Here is a 20753-nt window from a genome sequence, read left to right on the forward strand (position 1 = left end):
CTGTCCTACCCCTTCGCCGGATCGGCCCCGGCCGCATCGGGGGCGGGTTCGCCCCGCGTCGCCATCCGCCACCCCACGACCCAGGACACCAGACCCGCGACGGCGACGCAACCCAAGGTCAGGAACGCGACGGGGAAGCCCGCGTGCTGGGCGACGAAGCCCGCGAGCAGCGGGCTGACCGCCGCCCCGGCGCCATAGGCCGTCATGACGCCGCCGAGCCCGGCGTTGGCGTGGCCGGTCTTCGACATGATGTCGATGGCCAGCGCCGGGATGGCCACGCCGGCGAAGCCCATGGAGATGCCTTCCAGCACCTCGACGACGCCGATCATCGGCAGCGCCTGGGTCCAGACCAGCAGCCCGGCCCGCACGGCCACGAGGCCGATGCCGACCGCCAGCACGGCGACGTTGCCGAAGCGCTTGCCCAGCCACGGCACCGCCGCGGCGGCGCCCACCATTACCACCTGCACCGTCACCGTCATGGCGCCCGTGACGAGGCTCGGGTCCCGCCCCGCCTTGACCAGCGACTGCGCCAGGAAGGGTAGCATGGCGCCGCTCGATGCCATGAAGGCGAAGGCGGCCAGCCCCAGCACCAGCAGCGGCCGGCTTTCGACCAGCGCCCGGAAGGCGGACTTCGAGCCGGGGTCGCCGCCCCGCGCTTCCTGGTCGTCGATGGTGCCGGGGTCGATGCGCGACACCACGCCGACCGTGGCGCCCGCCATCACGGCGATGGCCAGCGCCACCCAGCCGAGGCCGAGGAAGTAGCCGAGCGCCGCCGACAGCGCCGCGTTGACGGCGTTGCCGCCGTGGTTGAACGTTTCGTTGCGGGCCACCTGGGCGGCGTAGCGGGCGCGGCCGACGATGCCGAGCGTGATGGCCGACACCAGCGGGGCGAGGCTGGTGTCGGCGACGCCGATCAGCACCTGCCCGGCCGCCACGACCCAGAGCGACTTCGTCAGCACGATGAGCCCGGCGCCGGCCGCGATGGCCACCACCGCGATCCCGACGGCGCCGCGCTTCGTGTGGATGCGGTCGACGAGCGCGGACAGCGGCGTGGTGGCGACCACACCGGCCACGCCGGCCAGGCTCATGGCGATGCCGGTCGAGGCGGGGTCGAACCCTTCGTGCTGGAGATAGACGCCGAGGAAGGGCCCGAAGCCCTCCCGGGCGCCCGCCATGGCGAAATTCAGGGCTTCGAGGCCCAATGGCAAGATCATCCGTGTACCGTCCCACGTCGCGCCCTTGTCCTACATATCGCGCGGAGGTCGCGCGGTCAGGGGGCCGGGGCTGCGGCGGATGGGCGATGGCCGACCGCCGCGCGGTGCGGCCCGGCGGCGGGGACGCCGCGGTGTTGCCCGCAGCGCCGGACGGGCGCATCGTCGCGGCGGCGCGGGCGGGATCCTGGCCGCCGAACCTGGGATGACGACGATGAAGGCCTACACCTGCCAGATCGGCCGCGAGGTCGACGGCGAGCTGACCGAGGGCGCCTACGCGGAGGCCCTCCACGCCTACAGCCTGATCGAGGCCATCGACAGGGCCAAGGCCATCGTCAAGACCCACGCGTTCCGCGTCGGCGACGACACGGTCCGCCTCGTCGACCCCGAGGCGGAGCTGAACGTCGTGTGGACGCGGCCCCTGGCCGAAGTCCGCGACGCTTGACGCGCCGGACGGCGGTCACCCGCCGTCCGTTCGCCGGGAGCGCGGATCAGTCGTCCTTGCGGTGGCCGCGGCCGTGCTGGTCCTTGAGGGCGCCCTTCTGCGCGGCTTCCTCCTTCTCGGCCTTGCCGACCACGCCCTCCGTGGTGCCGTCGTCGCGCGCGCCCTCGGCGTGGGCGGCCGAGGCGGAAGCCTTGGGCTCGCCCTTGCCTTCCTTCGGGTGCGGGACCTTGCCGCCCTCGGTCACGGGGCCGGGCTCGCCGGCCCGCGACGGCGCCGTCTCGGTCGGCATGGCCTTGGCGCCGGCGAGCGACGAGCCGTCGTCGGAATGGGGATGGCTGGACATGGCGGGTGCTCCTCGTGAGGCCCCGTCAAGGCGCGGTCACGGTCGGGGGTTGCCCGGCTGCGGCCATCGGTCCGCCACCGAGTGGTCCGGCACCTGCGCAAGGGATGGCTGATCCGTGTGCGGACGAGGAGCCGCGGTGTTCCGATCCCCGCCAACCTCGACCCAACCCTTCTTCCTCGAACTCCGGGAGGGTCGCTGCCGTCAGGCCTGCTTGAGCATCCGTCTGAGCACGGTTCGCGCCTCGGCGAGCTTGGCCGTCACCGCGTCCGGCCACAGCTTCAGCCCGGCATAGAAGAATGCCCCGACCACGCGCGCCATGCGCGCACGCTGTCGTAGGGGACGATGTCGACGACCTTCCGGGCGAGCCAATCGCCGCGATACATGGCCTCGATCTGGCCGCGCCCGAGGTCGAAGACCGTGAAGGCGTCGTGGGCGGCTTTGTCCTTGCCCGCGCCGAGAGAGGCCGCGAGGTTGGACAGGCTGTCGCGCACGCCCGCGCCAAAGGAGAGAGGCATGGTGCGGCTCTCTGATATGAGGAGAGGGCGCACGACGGCCGCCCGCGGCTCACGAGAGCGGCGGGGGGCGGCCGGCGCGGGTGTGTTCAGGGCATGGGGAGCGCGGCGCTTCCCCTCATCCGGCGCTGCGCGCCCCCTTCTCCCGCAGGCGGGGCAAGGGCCTGCCCTGAGCCTGTCGACGGGAAGAGCGCATGAAAAAGGCCCGTGGGCGAAGCGCCCCGGGCCGGATGGCAGTTGTGCGGTCGACCTGTTCAGGCCCGATCAGGCGCCCGAAGTCAAGAACAGGTAATGAACAAAGAAGGGAAGGGCAGGGCCTGCAAGACGACCCGCCCCATCCCTCAGCCCGAGATCTCTTCCAGCGGCCGGTCGAGCGTGCGGGGACCCCACACGCCGATCGCCAGCACCACAATAGCCATGGCGCCGGCGATGAAGGCGAAGACCGCGCCGACGCCCTCGCGCGCCAGCAGCGCCGAGATGACCAGCCCCGCGAAGGCGCCGGACAGCCGGCTCCACGAATAGGTGAAGCCCACCGCCCGCGCCCGCACCCGGGTCGGGAACAGCTCGGCCTGGTAGCCGTGGAAGGCGAAGGACATCCAGTTGTTGCTGAGCGTCACCAGCACGCCGAGCAGGATCACCGGCCAGAACCCGCCCGCCTGCCCGAACAGGAGGCCGAAGCAGGCCGCCGCCACCGCGGCGGCGCAGATCTGCCATTTCCGCTCCATGCGGTCGGCGACCAGCATCCCGAGCAGCGGCCCGAAGGGGTTCACCACCGCGATGGTGAAGGAATATTGCAGGCTCTTGGTGACGTCGATGCCCTTGGCGATGAGCAGCGTCGGCACCCAGGCGGCGAAGCCGTAGAAGCCGATGGTCTGGCAGAACTGGAACACGCTCATCATCACCGTGCGGGCGCGGTAGGGCGGGCTCCAGATCTCGGCGAAGGAGGCCCGGCCCTCGGGCGCCGGCGCGGTCGCGACGGCGGCCGGCGCGGGCAGCGCGCGGCCGAGATCGTGCTCGGCCCGGCGCTCGAAGGCGCGGACGACGCGCTCGGCGGCGTCGAGCCGGCCTTGGCGGGCGAGCCAGCGCGGCGATTCCGGCACGCCGCGGCGGATGAACCACACCGCGACGGCGCCGAGCGTCCCCACCAGCACCACCCAGCGCCAGCCGTCGACGCCCAGCGGCGCGGTGGGCACGAGCAGCCAGGCGAGCAGCGCCACGATCGGCACCGCCAGGAAGGTGACGACCTGGTTCAGCGCGTAGGCGCGCCCGCGCACCCCGGCCGGCACGATCTCGGCGATGTAGGTGTCCACCGTGACGAGCTCGACGCCGAGCCCGATGCCGGCCACGAAGCGCGCGAGGTCGACGCCGAAGCCGCTGGTCTGGACCGCCAGCGCCAGCGTGGCGAGCGAGTACCACACCAGCGACCAGGTGAAGACGACCCGCCGCCCGTAGCGGTCCGCCACGCCGCCGAAGGCCGTCGTCCCCACCCACAGCCCCGCGAAGGTGGCGAAGACGAAGGTGCCGAAACCCGTGACGCCGATGCCCGCCAGGGCGTCGAAGGGGCCGAGGCTCGCGGGCGTGAAGAGGCCTGCCTTCGCCATGCCGGGCGCCACGTAGGCGGTGTAGAAGAGGTCGTAATATTCGAACAGGGCGCCGAGCGACAGCAGCCCCACGGTGGCCCACAGCGAGCGCGTGGCGGGCAGCCGGTCGAGCCGCGCCGCGAGCCCGGCCGCCGCGAGCGCCTGGGACGCCGCATGGGCGGCGGGGTCGTCGCGGTGCCCCGCCGTCGTGCCCGCCTGCGCCATCGTTCCGCCCTCCGTCCCCTCCGCCGCGGGAGCGGCGGCGCGCGTTCGCGCTTGCCGGCGCCCCCGTCGCGAGGGAAGCCGGGTGTTCCCCTGGGGTCTACCCCGGCGCATGGGCCTTGGCGAGGTCGTCGACATCGCGCAGCGCCGGGAACATCCGGCTCCACAGCAGCGCCACCACCACCGTGCCGACCCCGCCGATCACTACGGCCGGCACGGTGCCGAACAGCGAGGCGGTGAGGCCGGATTCGAACTCGCCGAGCTGGTTCGACGTGCCGACGAACATGGAGTTCACCGCCGACACCCGCCCCCGCATGGCGTCGGGCGTCTGCAGCTGCACCAGCGACGAGCGCACCACCATGCTGAGCACGTCGGCGGCGCCCAGCACCGCCAGCGCGACGAGCGACAGCGGGAACGAGGTCGACAGGCCGAACGCGATCGTGGCGACGCCGAACAGCCCGACGGCGAGGAACATCTTCACCCCGGCGCGGCTCGTCAGCGGGCGGCGCGCGAGGGCGAAGGAGGTGAGCAGCGCCCCGGCGGCGGGCGCGGCGCGGAGCACGCCCAGGCCCACCGGCGTGGTGTGGAGGATGTCCTGCGCGTAGACGGGCAGCAGCGCCGTGGCGCCGCCGAGCAGCACGGCGAAGAGGTCGAGCGAGATGGCGCCGAGCACGATCGAGTGGTCGCGGATGTACACGAAGCCGGACAGGAGCGACTTCACGGTCGGCGGCTCGCGCTTGGGCGGGGCGCGCTCGAGGGCGATGCCGCCGACGAGCAGGCTCGCCAGCGCGAAGACGGCCGCGATGGCGGCGTAGGCCAGGGGCGGGCCGGCGATGTAGAGGGCGCCCCCGACGGCGGGGCCGACGATCGTGGCGGTCTGGATGGCGGACGCCGACAGCGCGAAGGCGGAAGGCAGCGACGCCGCCGGCACCACCCCCGGCAGCAGCGCCGACACGGTGGGGCTTTCGAAGGTCCGCGCCGCGCCGATCACCGCCACGGCGGCGAAGATGCCGTGCGCGCCGAGCCACCCCTGATAGGAGCCGACCGCCAGCGCGGCGGCGGCCAGCGCCTCGACGGCCTGGCAGGCGCGCACGATGGTGCGGCGGTCGTATTGGTCGGCGACGTGGCCGGCGGGGATCGTCAGCAGGATCATCGGGATGAACTGCATCAGCCCGATCAGGCCGAGCTCCAGCGTCGAGTTCGTCAGCGTGAAGATCTGCCAGCCCACCACCACGGCGGTGATCTGGAAGGCGCCGGTCGACAGCGTGCGGGCGAGCCAGAAGCGCAGAAAGGCGGGCTGGCGCAGGGGGGACGGGACGGGCGGCGGGACCTGGTCGGGGGCGGGCACGGGGCGGCGGTTCTCCGGGGGGACTCGGGCCCTTGTAGGCCCCCGCGGGCGCGGGGGCGGCTTAAAAAGTCTTTTTTATCGCGGGGCGGCCCGCGGGAAGGGCTTGCTGAGGCAGCGCGAGCCCGGGAGGCCGAAGCGCCACGGCGCGTCGGCGTTGCGGCTGATGCCGATGCGGGGCCCCACGAGGGGCGCCGGCACCTCGGCCCCGAAAGCCAGGGCGAAGGGCGGCCGGCCGAGGTCCAGGCCGTCGTGGGACGCGTCGAGGCCCAGCGCCTGGGCGAGGCGGCCGGGCCCGGCGCAGAGCAGGCGCGGGTCGTCGAGGCGCCGCCGCGCCCGCATGCGGTCGAGCCCCTGGGTGGGCTCCAGCGCGCGGACCAGCACGGCGCAGCCCGGCTCCCCGCCCCCCACCACGTTGAAGCACCAGTGGATGCCATAGGAGCGGTACACGTAGGCGCGGCCCGCGGGCCCGAACATGGCGCGGTTGCGGGGCGTCGGGCCGCGGCAGGAATGCGAGGCCGGGTCGTGGCGCGCATAGGCTTCCGTCTCGACGATGACCCCGCCGACGCCGTCGACGAGCAGCGTCGCCCCGACCAGCGCGCGGGCGAGGTCGACGACGGGGCGGGCGAAGGGGTCGGCCGGGTCCGCTGGCCCCGTCATGCCCGCCGCTGCACGCTGAGCTGCCCGTTGGCCTCGACGCAGGCGCGGCGCACGGCGGCGACGTCGTGCACGCCCTGCAGACGGAGCTGGGCCATCAGGTCCTCCTCCGTCATCAGGTCGCGGCGCAGCGCGCGCGGGTCGATCCGCCCGTCGCGGACGAGCAAGCCCGGCGCGGGCACGAGCACCGGCCGGAGCCGGGGAAAGCGCACCGGCAGCCATTCGAGCAGCCAGGACCAGAAGAAGATGGTGAGGGCCAGCGTCAGGCCCTCGGTGACGCTGTGGTAGTCGCTCGCCATGCCGTTCTGCACTGCGTCGGCGATGAGCACGATGAGCAGCACGTCGGATGTGCCCATCTCGCCCGAATGGCGGCGGGTGACGCGCAGCATGGCGAAGAGCACGAGGTAGATGATCGTGCCGCGCAGCACGATGTCGAGCAGCGCGACATGGGGATTGAAGCTCCTGTGCCAGTCGATGGCGAGGATGTTGCGATAGATCCAGTCGCCCATGCGGCCCTCCCGAGCGCCCGACCCCGCCGAGGCGTCGTCCGCGGCCCCGAAAGAAAGCGACGAGGAGCCGGGCGGGTTCATCGCAGCCGCGACGGCCGGGGGGCGTTGAAGCAGCTCTGCTTATCGCCGATAGGTCGCGTCCCCGCCCCGGACCGCGAGCCCCCATGATCCCGAGCCCCGCCGCCGGCGCGCCTTCCCTCCTCTACGGCCTCCCCTTCGCGGGGCTGCTGCTGTCGATCGCCCTCATGCCGCTGCTCGCCCCGCACTGGTGGGAGAAGCGCTTCCCCCTCGTCACGCTCGCCTGGGCGTCGCTCTTCGCCCTGCCCTACGCGGCCCTGCACGGGGTCGAGGAGGCCGGCACGGCGCTGCTCGGCACGGTGGTGCACGAGTACCTGCCCTTCATCCTGCTGCTGCTGGCGCTGTTCGTGGTGGCGGGCGGCATCCGGGTCGCCGGCAACCTCGTCGGCACGCCGAACACCAACCTCGCCCTGCTGGGGCTCGGCACGCTGCTGGCGAGCCTGCTCGGCACCACCGGGGCCGCCATGCTGCTGATCCGCCCGCTGATCCGCGCCAACGGGGACCGCCGGCACCGCACGCACGTCTTCGTGTTCTTCATCTTCCTCGTCGGCAACATCGGCGGCTCGCTGACGCCGCTCGGCGACCCGCCGCTGTTCCTGGGCTTCCTGCGCGGGGTCGACTTCGGCTGGACGCTGCGCGCCATGGCGGCGCCGATGCTGCTGTCCTCCGGGCTGCTGCTGCTCGTCTTCACCGCGATCGACCGGTGGCATTGGCGGCGCGAGCCCGTGACGGTGCCGAGCCACCTGCCCCGGCGCGTGCGGATCGAGGGCGGATACAACGCCGCCTTCCTGCTCGTGGTGGTGGGGGCCGTGCTGCTCAGCGGGCTGTGGCGCCCGGGCCGCTCCGTGCCGCTCGGCCTCGGCGTCAGCGTGAGCTGGCAGGGGCTGGCGCGCGACACGCTGCTGCTCGCCGCGGCGGTGCTGTCCTATGCGGTGACCCCGGCGCGCGTCCGCATCGAGAACGCCTACACCTGGGTGCCGATCCGCGAGGTGGCGATCCTGTTCGCAGGCATCTTCGTCACCATCGTCCCGGTGCTCGATGCCCTGAAGGCGGGGCCGGCGGGGCCGTTCGGCCCGCTGCTCCACCTCGTCGACCGGCCCGACGGCACGCCGGTCGTGGCGAGCTATTTCTGGCTGTCGGGCGCGCTGTCCTCCGTGCTCGACAACGCGCCCACCTACCTCGTGTTCTTCGACATGGCGGGCGGCGACCCGGCGCGGCTGATGGGGGATGGGGCGGCGACGCTGCTCGCCATCTCGTGCGGCGCGGTGTTCATGGGCGCCAACACCTACCTCGGCAACGCGCCGAACTTCATGGTCAAGGCGATCTGCGAGGAGGGGGGCATCCGCATGCCCGGCTTCTTCGGCTACATGGCCTGGTCGGGGCTGGCGCTGCTGCCGCTGTTCGGGCTGCTGACGCTGGTGTTCTTCTGATATCGGAGCCGAGCCCGCACGGCGGGCCCGGCCCGGCGCCCTATTCCGCCGCCTGGGGCAGCGCTTCGCCCGCCTGGAACAGGCCCGACGGCCCCTTCGTCATCTCGATGCGCCGGTTGTGGAGCGCGTCCAGCGTCGGGCGGTGGGTGATCGACACGATGCCGGCGTCCGGCAGGCGCTCGATCAGCGTCCCGTAGAGCGCCGTCTCGCCGGCCTCGTCGAGCGCCGAGGTGGCCTCGTCGAGGAACAGCCAGTCGGGCTTCGACAGGATGGCGCGGGCCACGCCGACGCGCTGCTGTTCGCCGCCCGACAGGCGCTGCGGCCAGTTGTCCGCGGTGTCGAGCTCGTCGCCGAGCTGGCCGAGGCCGACGGCCGTCAGCGCTTCGCGCACCGCGGCGTCCGGATAGGCTTCCAGCGTCCTGGGATAGCTGATCGCCTGGCGCAGCGTGCCCTGCGGCAGGTAGGAGCGCTGCGGCAGGACCAGGGTCCGCGTGCCCTCCGGCACCTCGATCCTGCCTTCGCCGTAGGGCCATACCCCCGAGAAGGCGCGCAGGATGGTGGTCTTGCCGGCGCCGGAGCGGCCGGACAGCAGCACGCGGTCGCCGGCGCGCAGGCTGAAGGCCGGCACGGACGACAAGGGCGTGCGGTCGGGCAGGCTCACCACCACGCCTTCGGCCGCGAAAGCCTCGCCCGACGCCCTGCGGGTGGCGATGTTGGGCAGGGCCGCCGCGGCGGCGTCGCTGCGGGCCATCACCTCCTCGAACGACACGAGGCGCTGAACGATGGCACGGTAGTTGGCGAGGAGCTGGAACGAGTCGGCGAACCAGGTGAGGCCGTCCTGCACGCGGCCGAAGGTGCCCACCGCCTTCATCAGCACGCCGTAGGTCGCGGTGCCGAAGAAGAAGGCCGGGCCCAGCAGCAGGAAGGGGAAGATGTTGGAGAACAGGCCGAAGAACTGCGAGAAGAAGGTGAGGTTGAGCTGCAGCCGCACCACGCCGTAGACGTTGGCGAGGATGGAATCGTAGCGCTCGCCCAGCGCCGCCCGCTCGGCCGTTTCGCCGCCGAGCAGGGCGATCTGCTCGGAATTCTCGCGGATGCGGGCCATGCCGAAGCGGAAGTTCGCTTCGAAGCGCTCCTGGTTGTACTTCAAGCTCACCAGCCGGCGGCCGATCACGTAGGTGATGGCAGTGCCGGCGCCGGCGTAGAGCACGGCGAGCCAGACGAGGTAGCCGGGGATGTTGAAGCTGAGCCCGAAGCTCGTCATCGGGAATGCGGTCGACATGGCCCACAGCACCTGCAGGAAGATGGCGAGCCGCAGGAAGTTGCCGAAGAAGCCGATGCCCAGCACCATCGTGTTGCCGACGAACTGGTGGATGTCGTCCGAGATGCGCTGGTCGGGGTTGTCGGCCGGGCCGGCGACGAGGCGCATGCGGAAATGCTGCGCGGGCGACAGCCAGCGGCCGACGAAGTCGTCCGTCATGGCCTTGCGCCAGCGGATCTGGAGCACCTGGTTGAGGTAGTTGTTGAAGGCCGCCACGAGCACGAAGGGCACCGCGATCATGCAGAACACGGCGAGCGACCACAGGAAGCCGTGCCAGTCCTTCTGCTGGATGGAGTCGCCGAAGCCTTCCTGCCAGTTGTTGATCAGCTTCGACATGTAGGAGGCGCCCACCTCCAGCCCCACCACGCAGGCGAGCAGGCCGATGCCGATCCAGTTTTCCGGCATGCGCACCGGGCCGACCAACCACAGGTGGATCTCGCCGGGCGTCTTGCGCCTGAAATACGGGAAGGCGAGGCGCCAGATGTCCTTCACGTCCTGGACGAAATGCGTCATCGGTCGACCTTTTGCGGCCGGGGCGCATCCGGCCTTGTTGTCAGGTGCGGGCGGGGCGTCCCGGCGGGCGGGGAGCGCCCGTCTAGTCCGGGCGGATCAAAGCGGAAAGATGTCCGCCCGGCACGTGAAGCTTCGGCAATCCTAAGCCTTCGCGGCGGCGGCGTGCTGACGCAGCCAGCCCGCGGCGCCCGATAGGTCGAGGCCGATCTGGCGCGACAGCGGCCCGAGGTCTTCGACGGCCATGCGGCCGTCCAGCACCTCGCCGATGGCCCACAGGTTGGCCGAGCGCGTGCCCGAGCGGCAGTGCACGAAGGCGGGGCCCGAGGCCCCCTTCACCACGGACTGGAAGTGCCGCACCGTGCTTTCCGTCACGGGCCCCATGGGGATGTGGGCGTAGGCGAGGCCCGCCGCGTCGCAGGCCTCCTCCTCGGCTTCCGAGCCCGGCTGCGTCGGGTCCTCGCCGTCCGGCCGGTTGTTGATCAGCAGCACGTAACCCTCGGCCGCGATGTCGCGAAACTCCGACAGGTCCGGCTGGCTCGCCACGGTGACGTCGGCGGATAGCTTGACGGTATGCATGGCGTCCTCGAACTCGCGTGTCGCCGTGCAGCCTAGCCCAGATGCGGGCGGCGCCAAAGGGCGCGGGAAATCGGGGGTCGGGGCGGGCGCTCGCGCGTCCCAGCCCCCATATGCAAGCCAGCGACCACGCGGCCGCGCCGCACCATCGGGAGATCGAGGCCATGCTGATCCGCCATCGTCGGTCCTGGGAGATCCCGGAGCGCGACGCCACACCCGAACACGTGTTCCTCCACCGCCGCGCCTTCATGGCGGGCTCGGCCGTGCTCGGCGCCGGCGCGCTGGCGGCCGGCCCGGCGCGGGCCTTCGGCCTGTTCGGGGGCGACGCCGCCCCGGCGGCCCCCGAAGCGCCGGACCCGTCCGCCTCGCTCTACCCCGCCGCGCGCGACCCCGCCTACACGATCGCCGGGCCCGTGACGCCCGAAGCGACGAACGTGAACTACAACAACTTCTACGAATACGGCACGTCGAAGCACGTGGCCGACGCCGCCCAGATGCTGCGCATCCGCCCCTGGACGGTGAAGTTCACCGGCCTGGTGGAGAAGCCGCAGGAGGTGGGCATCGACGACCTGCTCAAGGCCATGACGCTGGAAGAGCGGCTGTACCGCCATCGCTGCGTCGAGGCCTGGGCCATGCAGGTGCCGTGGACGGGGTTCCCGTTGAAGAAGCTCGTCGACTTCGCCAAGCCGCTCGGCTCGGCCAAGTACATCGTGATGAAGACCTTCAAGGACCCCAAGATGGCGCCGGGCCAGAGGAGCTTCATCCTCAACTGGCCCTATGTCGAGGGTCTCACCATGGCGGAAGCCACCAACGACCTCGCCTTCATGGTGACGGGCGCCTACGGCAAGCCGCTGCCCAAGGTGATGGGCGCGCCGCTGCGCCTGGCCGTGCCGTGGAAGTACGGCTTCAAGTCGGTCAAGTCGATCGTCGAGATCTCCTTCACCGACAAGCAGCCCGACACGACCTGGGCGGCGCTCGCGCCCGACGAATACGGGTTCTGGGCCAACGTGAACCCGGAGGTGCCGCATCCGCGCTGGAGCCAGGCGTCCGAGGAGGTCATCGGCACCGGCGACCGGCGCCCGACCGTGATCTACAACGGCTACGGCCCGCAGGTGGCGTCGCTCTACGCCGGCATGGCGAAGGACAAGCTCTTCATGTGAGCTGCGCCCCGCTCCGGCGCACCGGGGGCGGGGCCGTCAGGCCAGGGTCGCGGTCCAGCCTGCGCCGGGCGTCGCCACCGCGTGGGTTCGGCCGATCTGCCCGTGGCTCACGTCGGCGATGGCTGCCGCCCCCGTGGCGGCGTCCTCGAACAGGATGCCGTCGCGCCCCGAGCCGTTGAAGGCGCCTACGCCCGTCGCCTGCCAGCCGGCGCCGAGCGTCGACGACAGCGCCGTCGCGGAGGTCACGGCCGCGCCGGCCATGGCCCACAGGTCGAGGGCGCCGGTGGCGGCGTCCTGCAGCAGGATGTCGGCCTTGCCGTCCCCCGTCATGTCGCCCGTGCCGACCACCGTCCAACCCGCGCCGGGGTTCGTGGGGAGCTGCAGTTCGGAGGCCACCGACGTCCCGTCCATGATCCACACCGCCAGGGCCCCGCTGGCGTTCCGCCACAGGATGTCGGATCGGCCGTCGCCGTCGAAGTCGCCGATGCCGGCCGCCGTCCAGCCCGCGCCGGGGCCGTCGATCGCCGTGCGGGACTGAACGGCGGTGCCCTTCATCGCCAGGAGGTCGAGGTCGCCGGCCTTGTTCTGCAGGAGGATGTCGCTGTCGACGCCCCCGCCGAAATCCCCGGTGCCGACGACGTCCCACTGCGCGCCCGGGTCGCCCACCAGGGTTTCCGCGGTTTCGGCGGCGCCGTCCATCGCGTCGACGACGAGCCGGCCGTCGCCGTTCCGCCACAGGATGCCGGATTGTCCGGCCGTGCCGGAAAAGTCGCCGGTGGCGACCGCCGACCAGCCGCTCCCGGCGGGGGGCGCGACCGACGCGGTGCCGAGTTCCGCGTCGCCTTCGACCTGGGACAGCCGCGCCGCGCCGCCGCCGTCCTGCCACAGCAGCGCCGATTGCCCGTCGCGGAACAGGTCGTCGTGGATCGAGGTGTTGCTTTCCGCCGTCAGCGCCAGGGCGGCCCCCTCCTGGACGAGGCCCGAGCCGGACTGGGCGGCGCTGCCGAAGGGCAGGGCCGAGGCCTTCAAGGCGCTTTCGATCTCGCCCGCGTCGAGCGACGGGTTCGCACCCTTCATCAGCGCACCCACGGCCGCCACCGCCGGCGTCGCGCAGGATGTGCCGTAGAACGGGGCGAGGTCCGAGGCGGGCAGCGAAGTCGCGATGCCGTCCGGCCCGCTGACGTCGACGGCGTGCAGCGTCCTGGCGCCGGCGAGCGCCGTGCCGGTGTCGCCGAAGAGCTCCTCGCCGGGCCCGGCGGCGCCGAAGGCTTCCGAGCGAAGCGTTCCGCCGTAGGCGGGCGTGTCCCGCGCGTCGACGGCCCCCACTGTGATGGCAGCGGGATCCATGTTGTGGCCGATCACGGAGCCGCTGCCCTTCGATCCCGCGAAGACCGCGGCCGCGGACGCGTCGTCGTTCGCCACGATCTTGAACGTGCCGCCGGGGTCCGTGCCGCCGTTGACCGTGACCGCGACCGCGTAGGTGCCGCTGACCGACGGGGTGAAGCAGCCCGACTGGACGGGGTCGCCGCCGACCTGGTCGGCGGCAAAGGTCTTCACGAGGTTTCCGCTCGGGTCGTAGATCGCCACGGCGAGGCTGTAGGCCGAGCCGGCCCCGTCGATCGAGGCCCAGGGCTGGGCCCATTGCAGGTCGATCGTCGTGGTGCGGCCGGCCGTCAGGGTCAGCGCGTCGGTGAACCGCGGCGCCGCCGCGGTGCCGAAATTCATCGCCGTCGCGCTGCCGATGCCCGGCAGGGTCGCGGCCGTGCCGGAGAAGGCCGCCTCGTAGGAGCTGTCGGGACCGGCGTTCGAAGCCGCCGTGAAATACACGCCGCCCGCCGACGTGAAGGCCGAGATGGCCTTTTCGGCGGCGTCGCCCATCTGGAAGAAGGGCTCGTCCGCGTAGGTGGTGTCGTCGCAGATCACCGTGCAGCCGGCGGCCTCGAGCGACGCGATGGCCGACGCGAGCCCGGCGACGCTGCCGCCGGCGGCGCAGAAGGCGATGTCGGCGCCCGGCGCCACGCCATGCGCCACCTCGGCCATGGCCCGCCCCTCGTCGCGGCCGGAGCCGCTGTCCTTCAGCACCTGCACGCCCGCCGGCAGCGTGCCGTCGGCCTCGTCGGTCCCCGCGGTGCCGAGCGCGTCGAAGCTGTCCGAAACGATGCCGATCTTGACGCCCGCGCCGGTGAAGCCCGTGGCCGCCGTCGCGGCATCGGCGCCCAGCGCGACCGCCGCCGCGGCGGCGCCCGTCGCCGTGGCGGCCGTCGCCGTGGCGGCCGTGACCTGCACGGACGATCCCGCCGTCGCCGACGCGTCGCCGACCCTGTTTTTCTGGAGGTCGTGGGAACCGATGCCCGGGACGGCCATTTCACTTCCGTCCTGCCCACGACGCCCTTCCCCGGGGGAAACGTCGTTCGAAGTCGCCGCGGACGATCGGTGGCGTCGTCCGGTCAACCAGGCCAAGGCAGACATTCGAGATCCCATGCTGACGTGCCGCTTCCGCTAAGGGCCGGCGGTGGCTCCTTTGTGTCGATCCGGGGAATTGCACGGGCCTTGCGGTGGCGACGGCGGGGCCTGGGCCTCGTCAGGACGTGGCGTCGACGCTTTTCAATCGCGTGAAGAGCTGCGTGAGCTCCGCCTGCCGCGACACGTCGAGCTTGCTGAACACCCGCTTCAGGACCGAGCGCACCGTTTCCTCGGCGAGATCGAGCTTCGCGGCCGCTTCGCGCGGCGTGACCCCGGCCCCGACCAGCGCCGCGACGCGCGCCTCTCCCAGGGTCAGCCCGTACACGTCGCGCACCAGGCCGGGGTCGAGCGGCGCCCCCTGCGCGAGGTCCAGGGCCAGCACCACGGCATGGGGGCCGGCGGCGGCGAGCCCCGACGCGGCGCCGTCGAACGGGAACACGTAGACGGCCGATCGGTCCGCGCCCCCCTCGACCACCATCGGCGAGGTCGCCCGGCCGGGCCGCCCGGCCGCGTCCAGCAGGGCGTGGAAGCGGTCCCCCTGGATCGGCGACCGGCACGTCAGCCGGCCGTCGCGGATCGCGAAGATCGTGCCGGCGAGTTGCCGCGCCCTCCCGTTGCAGAAGACGACGCGGTGGGATGCGTCGACCACGAAGACGCCGCTCGCCAACCGCGCCAGCGCGTCGCCGAGCCCGAGGCTCACGGCTTCGGCCTCGACGATGCGCAGGCCGAGGCGCAGGGCCTGCTCGGCATGGCGCCCGAGGTCGGCGACGGCGTGCAGCTCGTCGTCGGTGTAGGGATCCCCCGCGATCTCGCGAAACACGCTGAGTCCCACCTGCGTGCCGGCGGTCGGGGACACTTCCACGCTCGCGGTCCAGCGCAGGCCGAGCGGGGCTAGGAAATCGGTGTAGATCGGATGCGTGAGCACTTCCTCGTCGGTGACGCAGTGGCGGTCGGTCAGCGCGGCGCCGGCGGCCGCGGCGTAGTGGTGCTGCATGGCGCGCGCGGCCCGGATGTCGTGGCGCCACCACACGGTCTCGTAGAGCTCGACGCAATGCCGCAGGGCGGGCGACACCACGGTGGCGAGGCCGCCGTCCTCGCGCCGGTGGATGAGCAGGGCGCCGACATCGCCGAACACGTCGGCGATGCGCTGGAGCGCGTCGGGCCACCGCGCGGGCTCGGTGGCGCAGGCGTAGATGGCGGCGATGGCGTCGGAGGGCGTGCAACGCATGGCGGTATCCGGAGCCGGGCGGGATCACCCTACCGACAGTTCCGCGACACGACAACGCAGGGGCCGCGGGCTCCGGCCGCCTCCGACGAAGGCGGGCCGGGACGGCGTCAGCGCGCCCGGCGGAAGCCCCGTCCTTCCGCCACCCAGGCCAGCACGGTCGAGCCGAGCAGGGCCAGCAGGCCGATCGCCCCCACGGCCAGCGGCAGCAGGCCGATGCCCGCCACCGTGCTGCTGTCCGTGCGCTTGATGCCGATGTAGTCGGATCCGCCGTAGCTCGACGCTTCGTGCATGGCGACGAGCCGCGGCATGGCGATGTCGTCGCCGTTCCCCGTGCCGATCCGGCGCGCGCTGCCGCCCGTGGCTTCCGCCAGCGGCCGGAGCTTCTCGGTGGTCGACACCACCTCCTGGAACTCGCGCGGGTTCTCCGGCCCGACGTTGAGCAGCACCGAACTGGTGCCGTCCGTCAGGCGGTACAGGCCGAGCTCGTCGGCCTTGACGGCGCCCCGCGACAGGCCCGGTTCGGCGGCGGCCAGGTCGACGCTCGCCGTCGCGCCCGACGGCGCCGTGACGGTGACGGGCGCCGTGACGCCCTTCACGCTCTGCCGTTCGATCGCGATGTCGCGGCCCCGCGCGGTGGCGCGCAGCGCTTCCTCCTCGAGGTCGGGCTCCTTCATCAGCCAATGGGCGAGGCGGCGCGTCAAGTCGAGGTAGGGGCCGCCGTCCTCGAAGCCCCGCGCCCACAGCCAGATCTGGTCGCTGAGCATCTGCGCCACGCGGCCCTTGCCCTCGCGCGACAGCACGACGAGCGGCCGCCCTTCCGCGCCCGACATCACGGGCGTGCCCTTCACGGCGTCGCCGTCGACCTGGCGGAACCACAGGCTCCAGGCCGGCGGATCCTGGTCCGAGCCGGCGAGGCCCCGGGTGACGGGGTGCTTCTCGCCCTCCGGCGTCACCTTGGCCCGGAACGGCGTCTCGATCACGCGTCCGTCGGGCCGCGTGGGGGAGATGGCGCCGAGCGGCGTGTAGAAGAGCCCGTCCGGCCCCGAATAGTCGGGGCCGACCGCCATCAGCAGCGCGCCGCCGTTGCGCACGTAGCGGGCGATGTTCTCGAAATACGCATAGGGCAGGATCGACGACTGGTTCGAGTAGCGGTCGAAGATGATGAGGTCGAAGTCGCCGATCTTCGAGCCGAACAGCTCGCCCGTCGGGAAGGCGATCAGCGCCAGTTCGTTGATGGGCGTGCCGTCCTGCTTCTCGGGCGGGCGCAGGATGGTGAAGTGCACGAGGTCGACGTTGGCGTCCGATTTCAGGATGTTGCGCCACATGCGCTCGCCCGCGTGGGGCTCGCCCGACACCAGCAGCACCCTCAGCTTGTCGCGCACGCCGTCGATCGTCACCACGGCCTTGTTGTTGAGCGCCGTGAGTTCGCCCGGCAGCGTCGGCACGTCGACCTCGACGACGTTGGGACCCGCGTGGTCGACGCGCACCGGCACGTCGATGCGGGCGCCGACGCGGGCCTGGCGGCGCGCCACCTCGACGCCGTCGCGCCGCACCGTGACGGCCACGGGCTCGCCGCGGTCGTCCGTGTCGAGCACCCGCAGGCTCACCGTCTGGTCCTTGCCGACGATGCCGAAGCGCGGCGCCTCGACCAGCTCGACGCGGCGGTCGCGCTCGCCGGCGTGCCCCGTCACCAGCACGTGCAGGGGCGCCTTGAAGCCGAGCGCCCCGGCATCCGCCGGGATGTCGTGGACGACGCCGTCCGTCACCAGGATGGCCCCGGCGACCCGCTCCGGCGGCACGTCGGCCAAGCCGTTCGACAGGGCCGCGAACAGGCGGGTGCCGTCGTTCTCGGCGTCCGAGCGGCCGCTGTCGATGAAGCGCGGCTCGACGTTGCCCAGCGCCGCCAGGTCCTTGGCGATGGCGGCGCGGGCCTTGGCGGTCTGGGCCGAGCGCTCGCCGATGGTCTGGCTTCCGCTCCCGTCGATCACCACCGCGACCACGTCCTTCTCGCCGTGCCGGTCCTCGCGCACGAGGTCGGGGTCGGCGAGCGCCACGAGCAGCAGGGCGAGGCCCAGCGCGCGCAGCGCCGTGCCGCGACGGCGGCCGAGGATGCCGAGCAGGACGACGGCCACGGCGGCGAGGCCCAGCGCCCAGATCAGGGCCCCGGGCACCAGCGGCGTGAACGACAGGGCGAAGCGCGTCATGGGTTATCCCGCGGCCGTCGTGCGATGATCGTCCCCCGTCGGGGGAGGGGGAGGATGCGCCCGTCCTGGACGGTGGACGGGCCGCTCAATGCGCCAGCCTTTCCAGCAGCTGCTTCGCGTGGACCTGGTCGGCCTTGTAGTTGCCGGTCAGCGTGTAGATCACGAGGTTGACGCCGCCGCGGATCGCCATCTCGCGCTGGCGCTGGCCGCCCGGCACCAGCGGGTAGAGCGGGTCGCCGTCGGCGTCGGACGCCCAGGCGGCGGCGAGGTCGTTGCCGGTGATGACGATGGGCGACACGCTGTCGCCCGAGCGCGCCGGCTGGTCGGCGGCGTCGGGCGGCACCGGCGGCAGCGCTTCAACCCAGGTCGGCGCCGACGTGTAGCGGCCGACGAAACCGTCGAGCAGGTAGAAGGTCTTGGTGATGACGTGGTCGCGCGGCACGGGTTCGAGTTCCGGCACATCGACCCCGCTCAGCAGCGCGGCGAGCCAGCGCGCTTCGGGCGTCTGCGGGCCGTCGACGCGGGCCGACAGGGCGTCGCGCGTGTCGAACAGCACCGTGCCGCCGTTCTTCATGAAGGCCGACACCTTCGCCACCGCGGTCGGCGACGGCTGGGGCGCCGTCGCCACCACGGGCCAGTAGAGCATCGGGTAGAAGGTGAGGTCGTCGCGCGCCGGGTCCACCGCCACGGGCTCGCCGGGGTCGAGCGACGTGCGGTTGCTCAGCGCCCGCGACAGGCCGCGCAGCCCGTCGCGGCTTTCCGCGTCGACGGCGGGGTCGCCCGACGCCACGTAGGCGAGGCGCGTGCGCAGGGCCGCCTCCATGTCGCGCTTCGGCACGCCGTCGCGGGCGAGGGCCGCGCCGGCGGCGGGCGGGATGCCGTCGGCCGCCCGGGCCGGGCCCGGCGATCCCGTCAGCGACGCCAGCAGGACCGCGAAGGCCAACCCGGCCGCGGTGGTGCCGGCCGAAGCGCGCGCGCGCCGGCCGAGGCCGGTGAAGCCGCCGCCGAGCAGCGCCGTCGCCACCGCATCGGCGAGGAACCCGAGCATGGCCAGCACCAGCAAGGCGGCGCGGAGGTCGACCGGCTCGGCCGCCTTCAGCGCCCGGGCGCCGAGCCCCAGGCCGGACAGGTCGGCCGGCATCAGCGCGGCGCCGGGGTTCAGCGCGTTGACGGCGAGCAGCGCGTCGGCCGGGCCGTAGAAGCCGGGCGGGTGGTCGGCGGTGCCGGGGCCGGCGAAGCCCGCCGGCACGGGCTTGGCGGTGGCGGGCGGCGCGCCGAGCGCGCCGAAGCCGTCGAGGATGCGGGTCGGCGGCAGGGCTGCCGCGGCCTCGTTCGGCTTCGCGGCGGCGCCCGGTGCCGCCGCGCCGTCGGGGGTCGCGGCGGCATCGCCGCCGAGCGCGACGACGCGGCGCAGCATGTCGACGAAGAGGCCGGACAGCGGCAGGTTCGACCATGTGGTGTCGCCGGTGACGTGGAACAGCACGATGACGCCCTTGCCGCGGCGGTCGGCGGTGACGAGCGGCGTGCCGTCGTCGAGCGCCGCCCAGGTGTGGGCCGGCAGGCCGGCGTCGGGCTCGGCCAGCACCTGGCGCGACACCGTCACGTCGCGCCGGTCCGGGAGACCGAAGAAGGGGCTCGCCCGGTCGAAGGGCGCCAGGGCTTTCGGCTTGTCCCACGACAGGGCCCCCCCGAAGGTGCGGCCGCCGCGGCGCAGGTTCACGGGTTCCAGGTCGTCGGCCGGCGCGCCGGCGAGGCGCGAGCCGGCGAAGCGCAGCAGCACGCCGCCGCCGTCGACGAAGCGGGCGAGCCGGTCGTGGTCCGCCCCCGCCACCTGGCCGATGTCGGCCAGCACCAGCACGGAAGGGCGCTCGTCGAGCGCCGCGCCGATGGGGTCTGCGGTGTTGGACGGCACGTCGCGAACGTCGGCGAAGGGCGCCAGCGCCTTTCCGATGAAGTAGCCGGGGCTGAGCAGCGGCTGCTCGACGTCGGCGGTGGCACCCGACACGATGTCCACGCGCCTCCGCTTCCAGCGCCCGTCGAGCAGCGTGGCGGCGCCGGCCGAAGCTTCGCCGAGCACGTCGACCCGCGCCACGTCGTTGCGCAGCTCGACCGGGAGGGTGAAGGAGGCCGTGGCGCTCGTGGCGCCGCCCGCGAAGGCGAAGGGGGCGTCGCCGACGGCGAGGCCCTTGAGGTCGTAGGCCCGCACCGTGCCCGAGCCGGCCGCGCGGCCGTCGGCGCGCAGCACCGTCACGGCGAGGGCGTCGGGCCGGTTCTCGGCGCCAGCCAGCGCCAGCGGCGCGGAAGGCGCGGACAGCACGGTGGCGGGACGGGCGAGGGCGAGCCCGCCCAGCCCTTCGGCGAAGGCGCGGGCGCCGCCGTTCTCGAGCCCGTCGGCGATCCACACGATGTCGGCGTCGGGATGGGCGGCGGCGAAGTCGCGGACCGCGGGCAGCGCCGCGGCGCGGTCGACGAGGTAGGGCGCGGGCTTCAGCGCCCGCAGCCGGTCGAGCGCCGCCGCCGCCGTCCCGGGCACGAGGGCGCGCGGGCCGTCCGACAGGGCCGCGAGGGCGGCGGGGCGGCCGGCGCGGCCGGCTTCGCCCAGGCGCTCGCCCGCGGCGGCGACCCGGAGGTCCCAGTCGGGCGCCGCCGCGAAGCCGTCGTCGACCAGCAGGACCAGGGGGCCCGCGCCGCCGAGGCCGGGCGGCGGCGGGTTCCAGATCGGCCCCGCCATGGCGAGCACGATCGCGGCCGCGACCGCGAGCCGCAGGGCGAGCAGCCACGGCGGCGTGCGGGCCGGCGTCTCGTCCTTCGGCCGCTGGTCGGCGATGAGGCGCAGCGGCGGAAAGGATTGGCGCCGCGGCCGGGGCGGCGTCACGCGCAGCAGGAACCACAGCGCGGGCAGCAGGGCGAGCGCGCCCAGCACCGCCGGCACCGTGAAGGCGAGGGGAAGTCCCAGCAT

At 73.2% G+C, this 20753-nt stretch carries 16 protein-coding genes; 3 read left to right on the forward strand and 13 right to left on the reverse strand.

Going from position 1 to position 20753, the window contains the following annotated elements; genetic code table 11:
• Positions 1-5: 5 nt before the first annotated feature.
• Entirely contained in the window at positions 6-1214 is a 1209-nt protein-coding gene (locus D3273_RS02415; protein ID WP_129223151.1) for an MFS transporter, read from the reverse strand.
• 202 nt (positions 1215-1416) lie between these two features.
• Here D3273_RS02415 and D3273_RS02420 point away from each other — a divergent pair, with 202 nt between their 5' ends.
• Positions 1417-1656 (forward strand): hypothetical protein, encoded by a 240-nt coding sequence (locus D3273_RS02420; protein ID WP_129223153.1) that lies wholly within the window; start codon positions 1417-1419, stop codon positions 1654-1656.
• A gap of 46 nt (positions 1657-1702) precedes the next feature.
• Here the strand turns inward: D3273_RS02420 and D3273_RS02425 are convergent, their stop codons facing one another.
• From D3273_RS02425 to D3273_RS02450, 6 genes are all read right to left on the reverse strand, one after another.
• Positions 1703-1999, reverse strand: coding sequence for a hypothetical protein (locus tag D3273_RS02425; protein WP_129223155.1), 297 nt, complete (start codon positions 1997-1999; stop codon positions 1703-1705).
• Positions 2000-2277: 278 nt separating this feature from the next.
• Positions 2278-2514, reverse strand: a complete 237-nt coding sequence (locus tag D3273_RS02430) for a hypothetical protein (protein WP_129223156.1) — start codon at positions 2512-2514, stop codon at positions 2278-2280.
• A 338-nt stretch (positions 2515-2852) separates the two neighbouring features.
• Positions 2853-4316, reverse strand: coding sequence for an MFS transporter (locus D3273_RS02435; protein WP_207210639.1), 1464 nt, complete (start codon positions 4314-4316; stop codon positions 2853-2855).
• Positions 4317-4413: 97 nt separating this feature from the next.
• Positions 4414-5661: an MFS transporter gene (locus D3273_RS02440; RefSeq protein ID WP_129223160.1), complete on the reverse strand. Its 1248-nt coding sequence runs from the start codon at positions 5659-5661 to the stop codon at positions 4414-4416.
• Between the two features lie 75 nt (positions 5662-5736).
• Positions 5737-6318, reverse strand: coding sequence for a DNA-3-methyladenine glycosylase (locus D3273_RS02445; protein ID WP_129223162.1), 582 nt, complete (start codon positions 6316-6318; stop codon positions 5737-5739).
• Positions 6315-6824, reverse strand: coding sequence for a DUF421 domain-containing protein (locus D3273_RS02450; RefSeq protein ID WP_129223164.1), 510 nt, complete (start codon positions 6822-6824; stop codon positions 6315-6317). The genes D3273_RS02445 and D3273_RS02450 overlap by 4 nt, the downstream gene beginning before the upstream one ends.
• A 164-nt stretch (positions 6825-6988) precedes the next feature.
• Between D3273_RS02450 and D3273_RS02455 the strand changes: the two genes are divergently transcribed.
• Positions 6989-8332: a sodium:proton antiporter gene (locus D3273_RS02455; RefSeq protein WP_129223166.1), complete on the forward strand. Its 1344-nt coding sequence runs from the start codon at positions 6989-6991 to the stop codon at positions 8330-8332.
• A 40-nt stretch (positions 8333-8372) separates the two neighbouring features.
• Here the strand turns inward: D3273_RS02455 and D3273_RS02460 are convergent, their stop codons facing one another.
• The gene (locus D3273_RS02460) at positions 8373-10166 is read right to left on the reverse strand and encodes an ABC transporter ATP-binding protein/permease (protein ID WP_129223168.1); all 1794 of its coding nucleotides are present in this window, start codon (positions 10164-10166) and stop codon (positions 8373-8375) included.
• Between the two features lie 141 nt (positions 10167-10307).
• Positions 10308-10742, reverse strand: a complete 435-nt coding sequence (locus D3273_RS02465; protein ID WP_129223170.1) for a protein tyrosine phosphatase family protein — start codon at positions 10740-10742, stop codon at positions 10308-10310.
• A gap of 161 nt (positions 10743-10903) precedes the next feature.
• Here D3273_RS02465 and msrP point away from each other — a divergent pair, with 161 nt between their 5' ends.
• Positions 10904-11899 (forward strand): protein-methionine-sulfoxide reductase catalytic subunit MsrP, encoded by a 996-nt coding sequence (msrP, locus tag D3273_RS02470; protein WP_129223172.1) that lies wholly within the window; start codon positions 10904-10906, stop codon positions 11897-11899.
• Between the two features lie 36 nt (positions 11900-11935).
• Here the strand turns inward: msrP and D3273_RS02475 are convergent, their stop codons facing one another.
• The 4 genes from D3273_RS02475 to D3273_RS02490 form a co-directional block, all read right to left on the reverse strand.
• Positions 11936-14263, reverse strand: coding sequence for an FG-GAP-like repeat-containing protein (locus D3273_RS02475; RefSeq protein ID WP_129223174.1), 2328 nt, complete (start codon positions 14261-14263; stop codon positions 11936-11938).
• A 217-nt stretch (positions 14264-14480) separates the two neighbouring features.
• The gene (locus D3273_RS02480; protein WP_129223176.1) at positions 14481-15590 is read right to left on the reverse strand and encodes a helix-turn-helix transcriptional regulator; all 1110 of its coding nucleotides are present in this window, start codon (positions 15588-15590) and stop codon (positions 14481-14483) included.
• Between the two features lie 107 nt (positions 15591-15697).
• Complete coding sequence (locus D3273_RS02485; RefSeq protein ID WP_129223178.1) at positions 15698-17794, reverse strand: hypothetical protein; 2097 nt, start codon at positions 17792-17794, stop codon at positions 15698-15700.
• 85 nt (positions 17795-17879) lie between these two features.
• Complete coding sequence (locus tag D3273_RS02490; RefSeq protein WP_129223180.1) at positions 17880-20753, reverse strand: DUF4159 domain-containing protein; 2874 nt, start codon at positions 20751-20753, stop codon at positions 17880-17882.

Origin of the sequence: Lichenibacterium minor (assembly GCF_004137685.1) — a bacterium.
In the GTDB taxonomy this organism is placed as follows: Bacteria; Pseudomonadota; Alphaproteobacteria; order Rhizobiales; family Beijerinckiaceae; genus Lichenihabitans; species Lichenihabitans minor.

What these genes read in the sequence shown, in the direction of transcription:
- D3273_RS02415 (WP_129223151.1), bottom strand. Translation starts at nt 1,214, where the DNA reads ATGATCTTGCCATTGGGCCTCGAAGCCCTGAATTTCGCCATGGCGGGC.
- D3273_RS02420 (WP_129223153.1), top strand. Translation starts at nt 1,417, where the DNA reads ATGACGACGATGAAGGCCTACACCTGCCAGATCGGCCGCGAGGTCGAC.
- D3273_RS02425 (WP_129223155.1), bottom strand. Translation starts at nt 1,999, where the DNA reads ATGTCCAGCCATCCCCATTCCGACGACGGCTCGTCGCTCGCCGGCGCC.
- D3273_RS02430 (WP_129223156.1), bottom strand. Translation starts at nt 2,514, where the DNA reads ATGCCTCTCTCCTTTGGCGCGGGCGTGCGCGACAGCCTGTCCAACCTC.
- D3273_RS02435 (WP_207210639.1), bottom strand. Translation starts at nt 4,316, where the DNA reads ATGGCGCAGGCGGGCACGACGGCGGGGCACCGCGACGACCCCGCCGCC.
- D3273_RS02445 (WP_129223162.1), bottom strand. Translation starts at nt 6,318, where the DNA reads ATGACGGGGCCAGCGGACCCGGCCGACCCCTTCGCCCGCCCCGTCGTC.
- D3273_RS02450 (WP_129223164.1), bottom strand. Translation starts at nt 6,824, where the DNA reads ATGGGCGACTGGATCTATCGCAACATCCTCGCCATCGACTGGCACAGG.
- D3273_RS02455 (WP_129223166.1), top strand. Translation starts at nt 6,989, where the DNA reads ATGATCCCGAGCCCCGCCGCCGGCGCGCCTTCCCTCCTCTACGGCCTC.
- D3273_RS02460 (WP_129223168.1), bottom strand. Translation starts at nt 10,166, where the DNA reads ATGACGCATTTCGTCCAGGACGTGAAGGACATCTGGCGCCTCGCCTTC.
- D3273_RS02465 (WP_129223170.1), bottom strand. Translation starts at nt 10,742, where the DNA reads ATGCATACCGTCAAGCTATCCGCCGACGTCACCGTGGCGAGCCAGCCG.
- msrP (WP_129223172.1), top strand. Translation starts at nt 10,904, where the DNA reads ATGCTGATCCGCCATCGTCGGTCCTGGGAGATCCCGGAGCGCGACGCC.
- D3273_RS02475 (WP_129223174.1), bottom strand. Translation starts at nt 14,263, where the DNA reads ATGGCCGTCCCGGGCATCGGTTCCCACGACCTCCAGAAAAACAGGGTC.
- D3273_RS02480 (WP_129223176.1), bottom strand. Translation starts at nt 15,590, where the DNA reads ATGCGTTGCACGCCCTCCGACGCCATCGCCGCCATCTACGCCTGCGCC.
- D3273_RS02485 (WP_129223178.1), bottom strand. Translation starts at nt 17,794, where the DNA reads ATGACGCGCTTCGCCCTGTCGTTCACGCCGCTGGTGCCCGGGGCCCTG.
- D3273_RS02490 (WP_129223180.1), bottom strand. Translation starts at nt 20,753, where the DNA reads ATGCTGGGACTTCCCCTCGCCTTCACGGTGCCGGCGGTGCTGGGCGCG.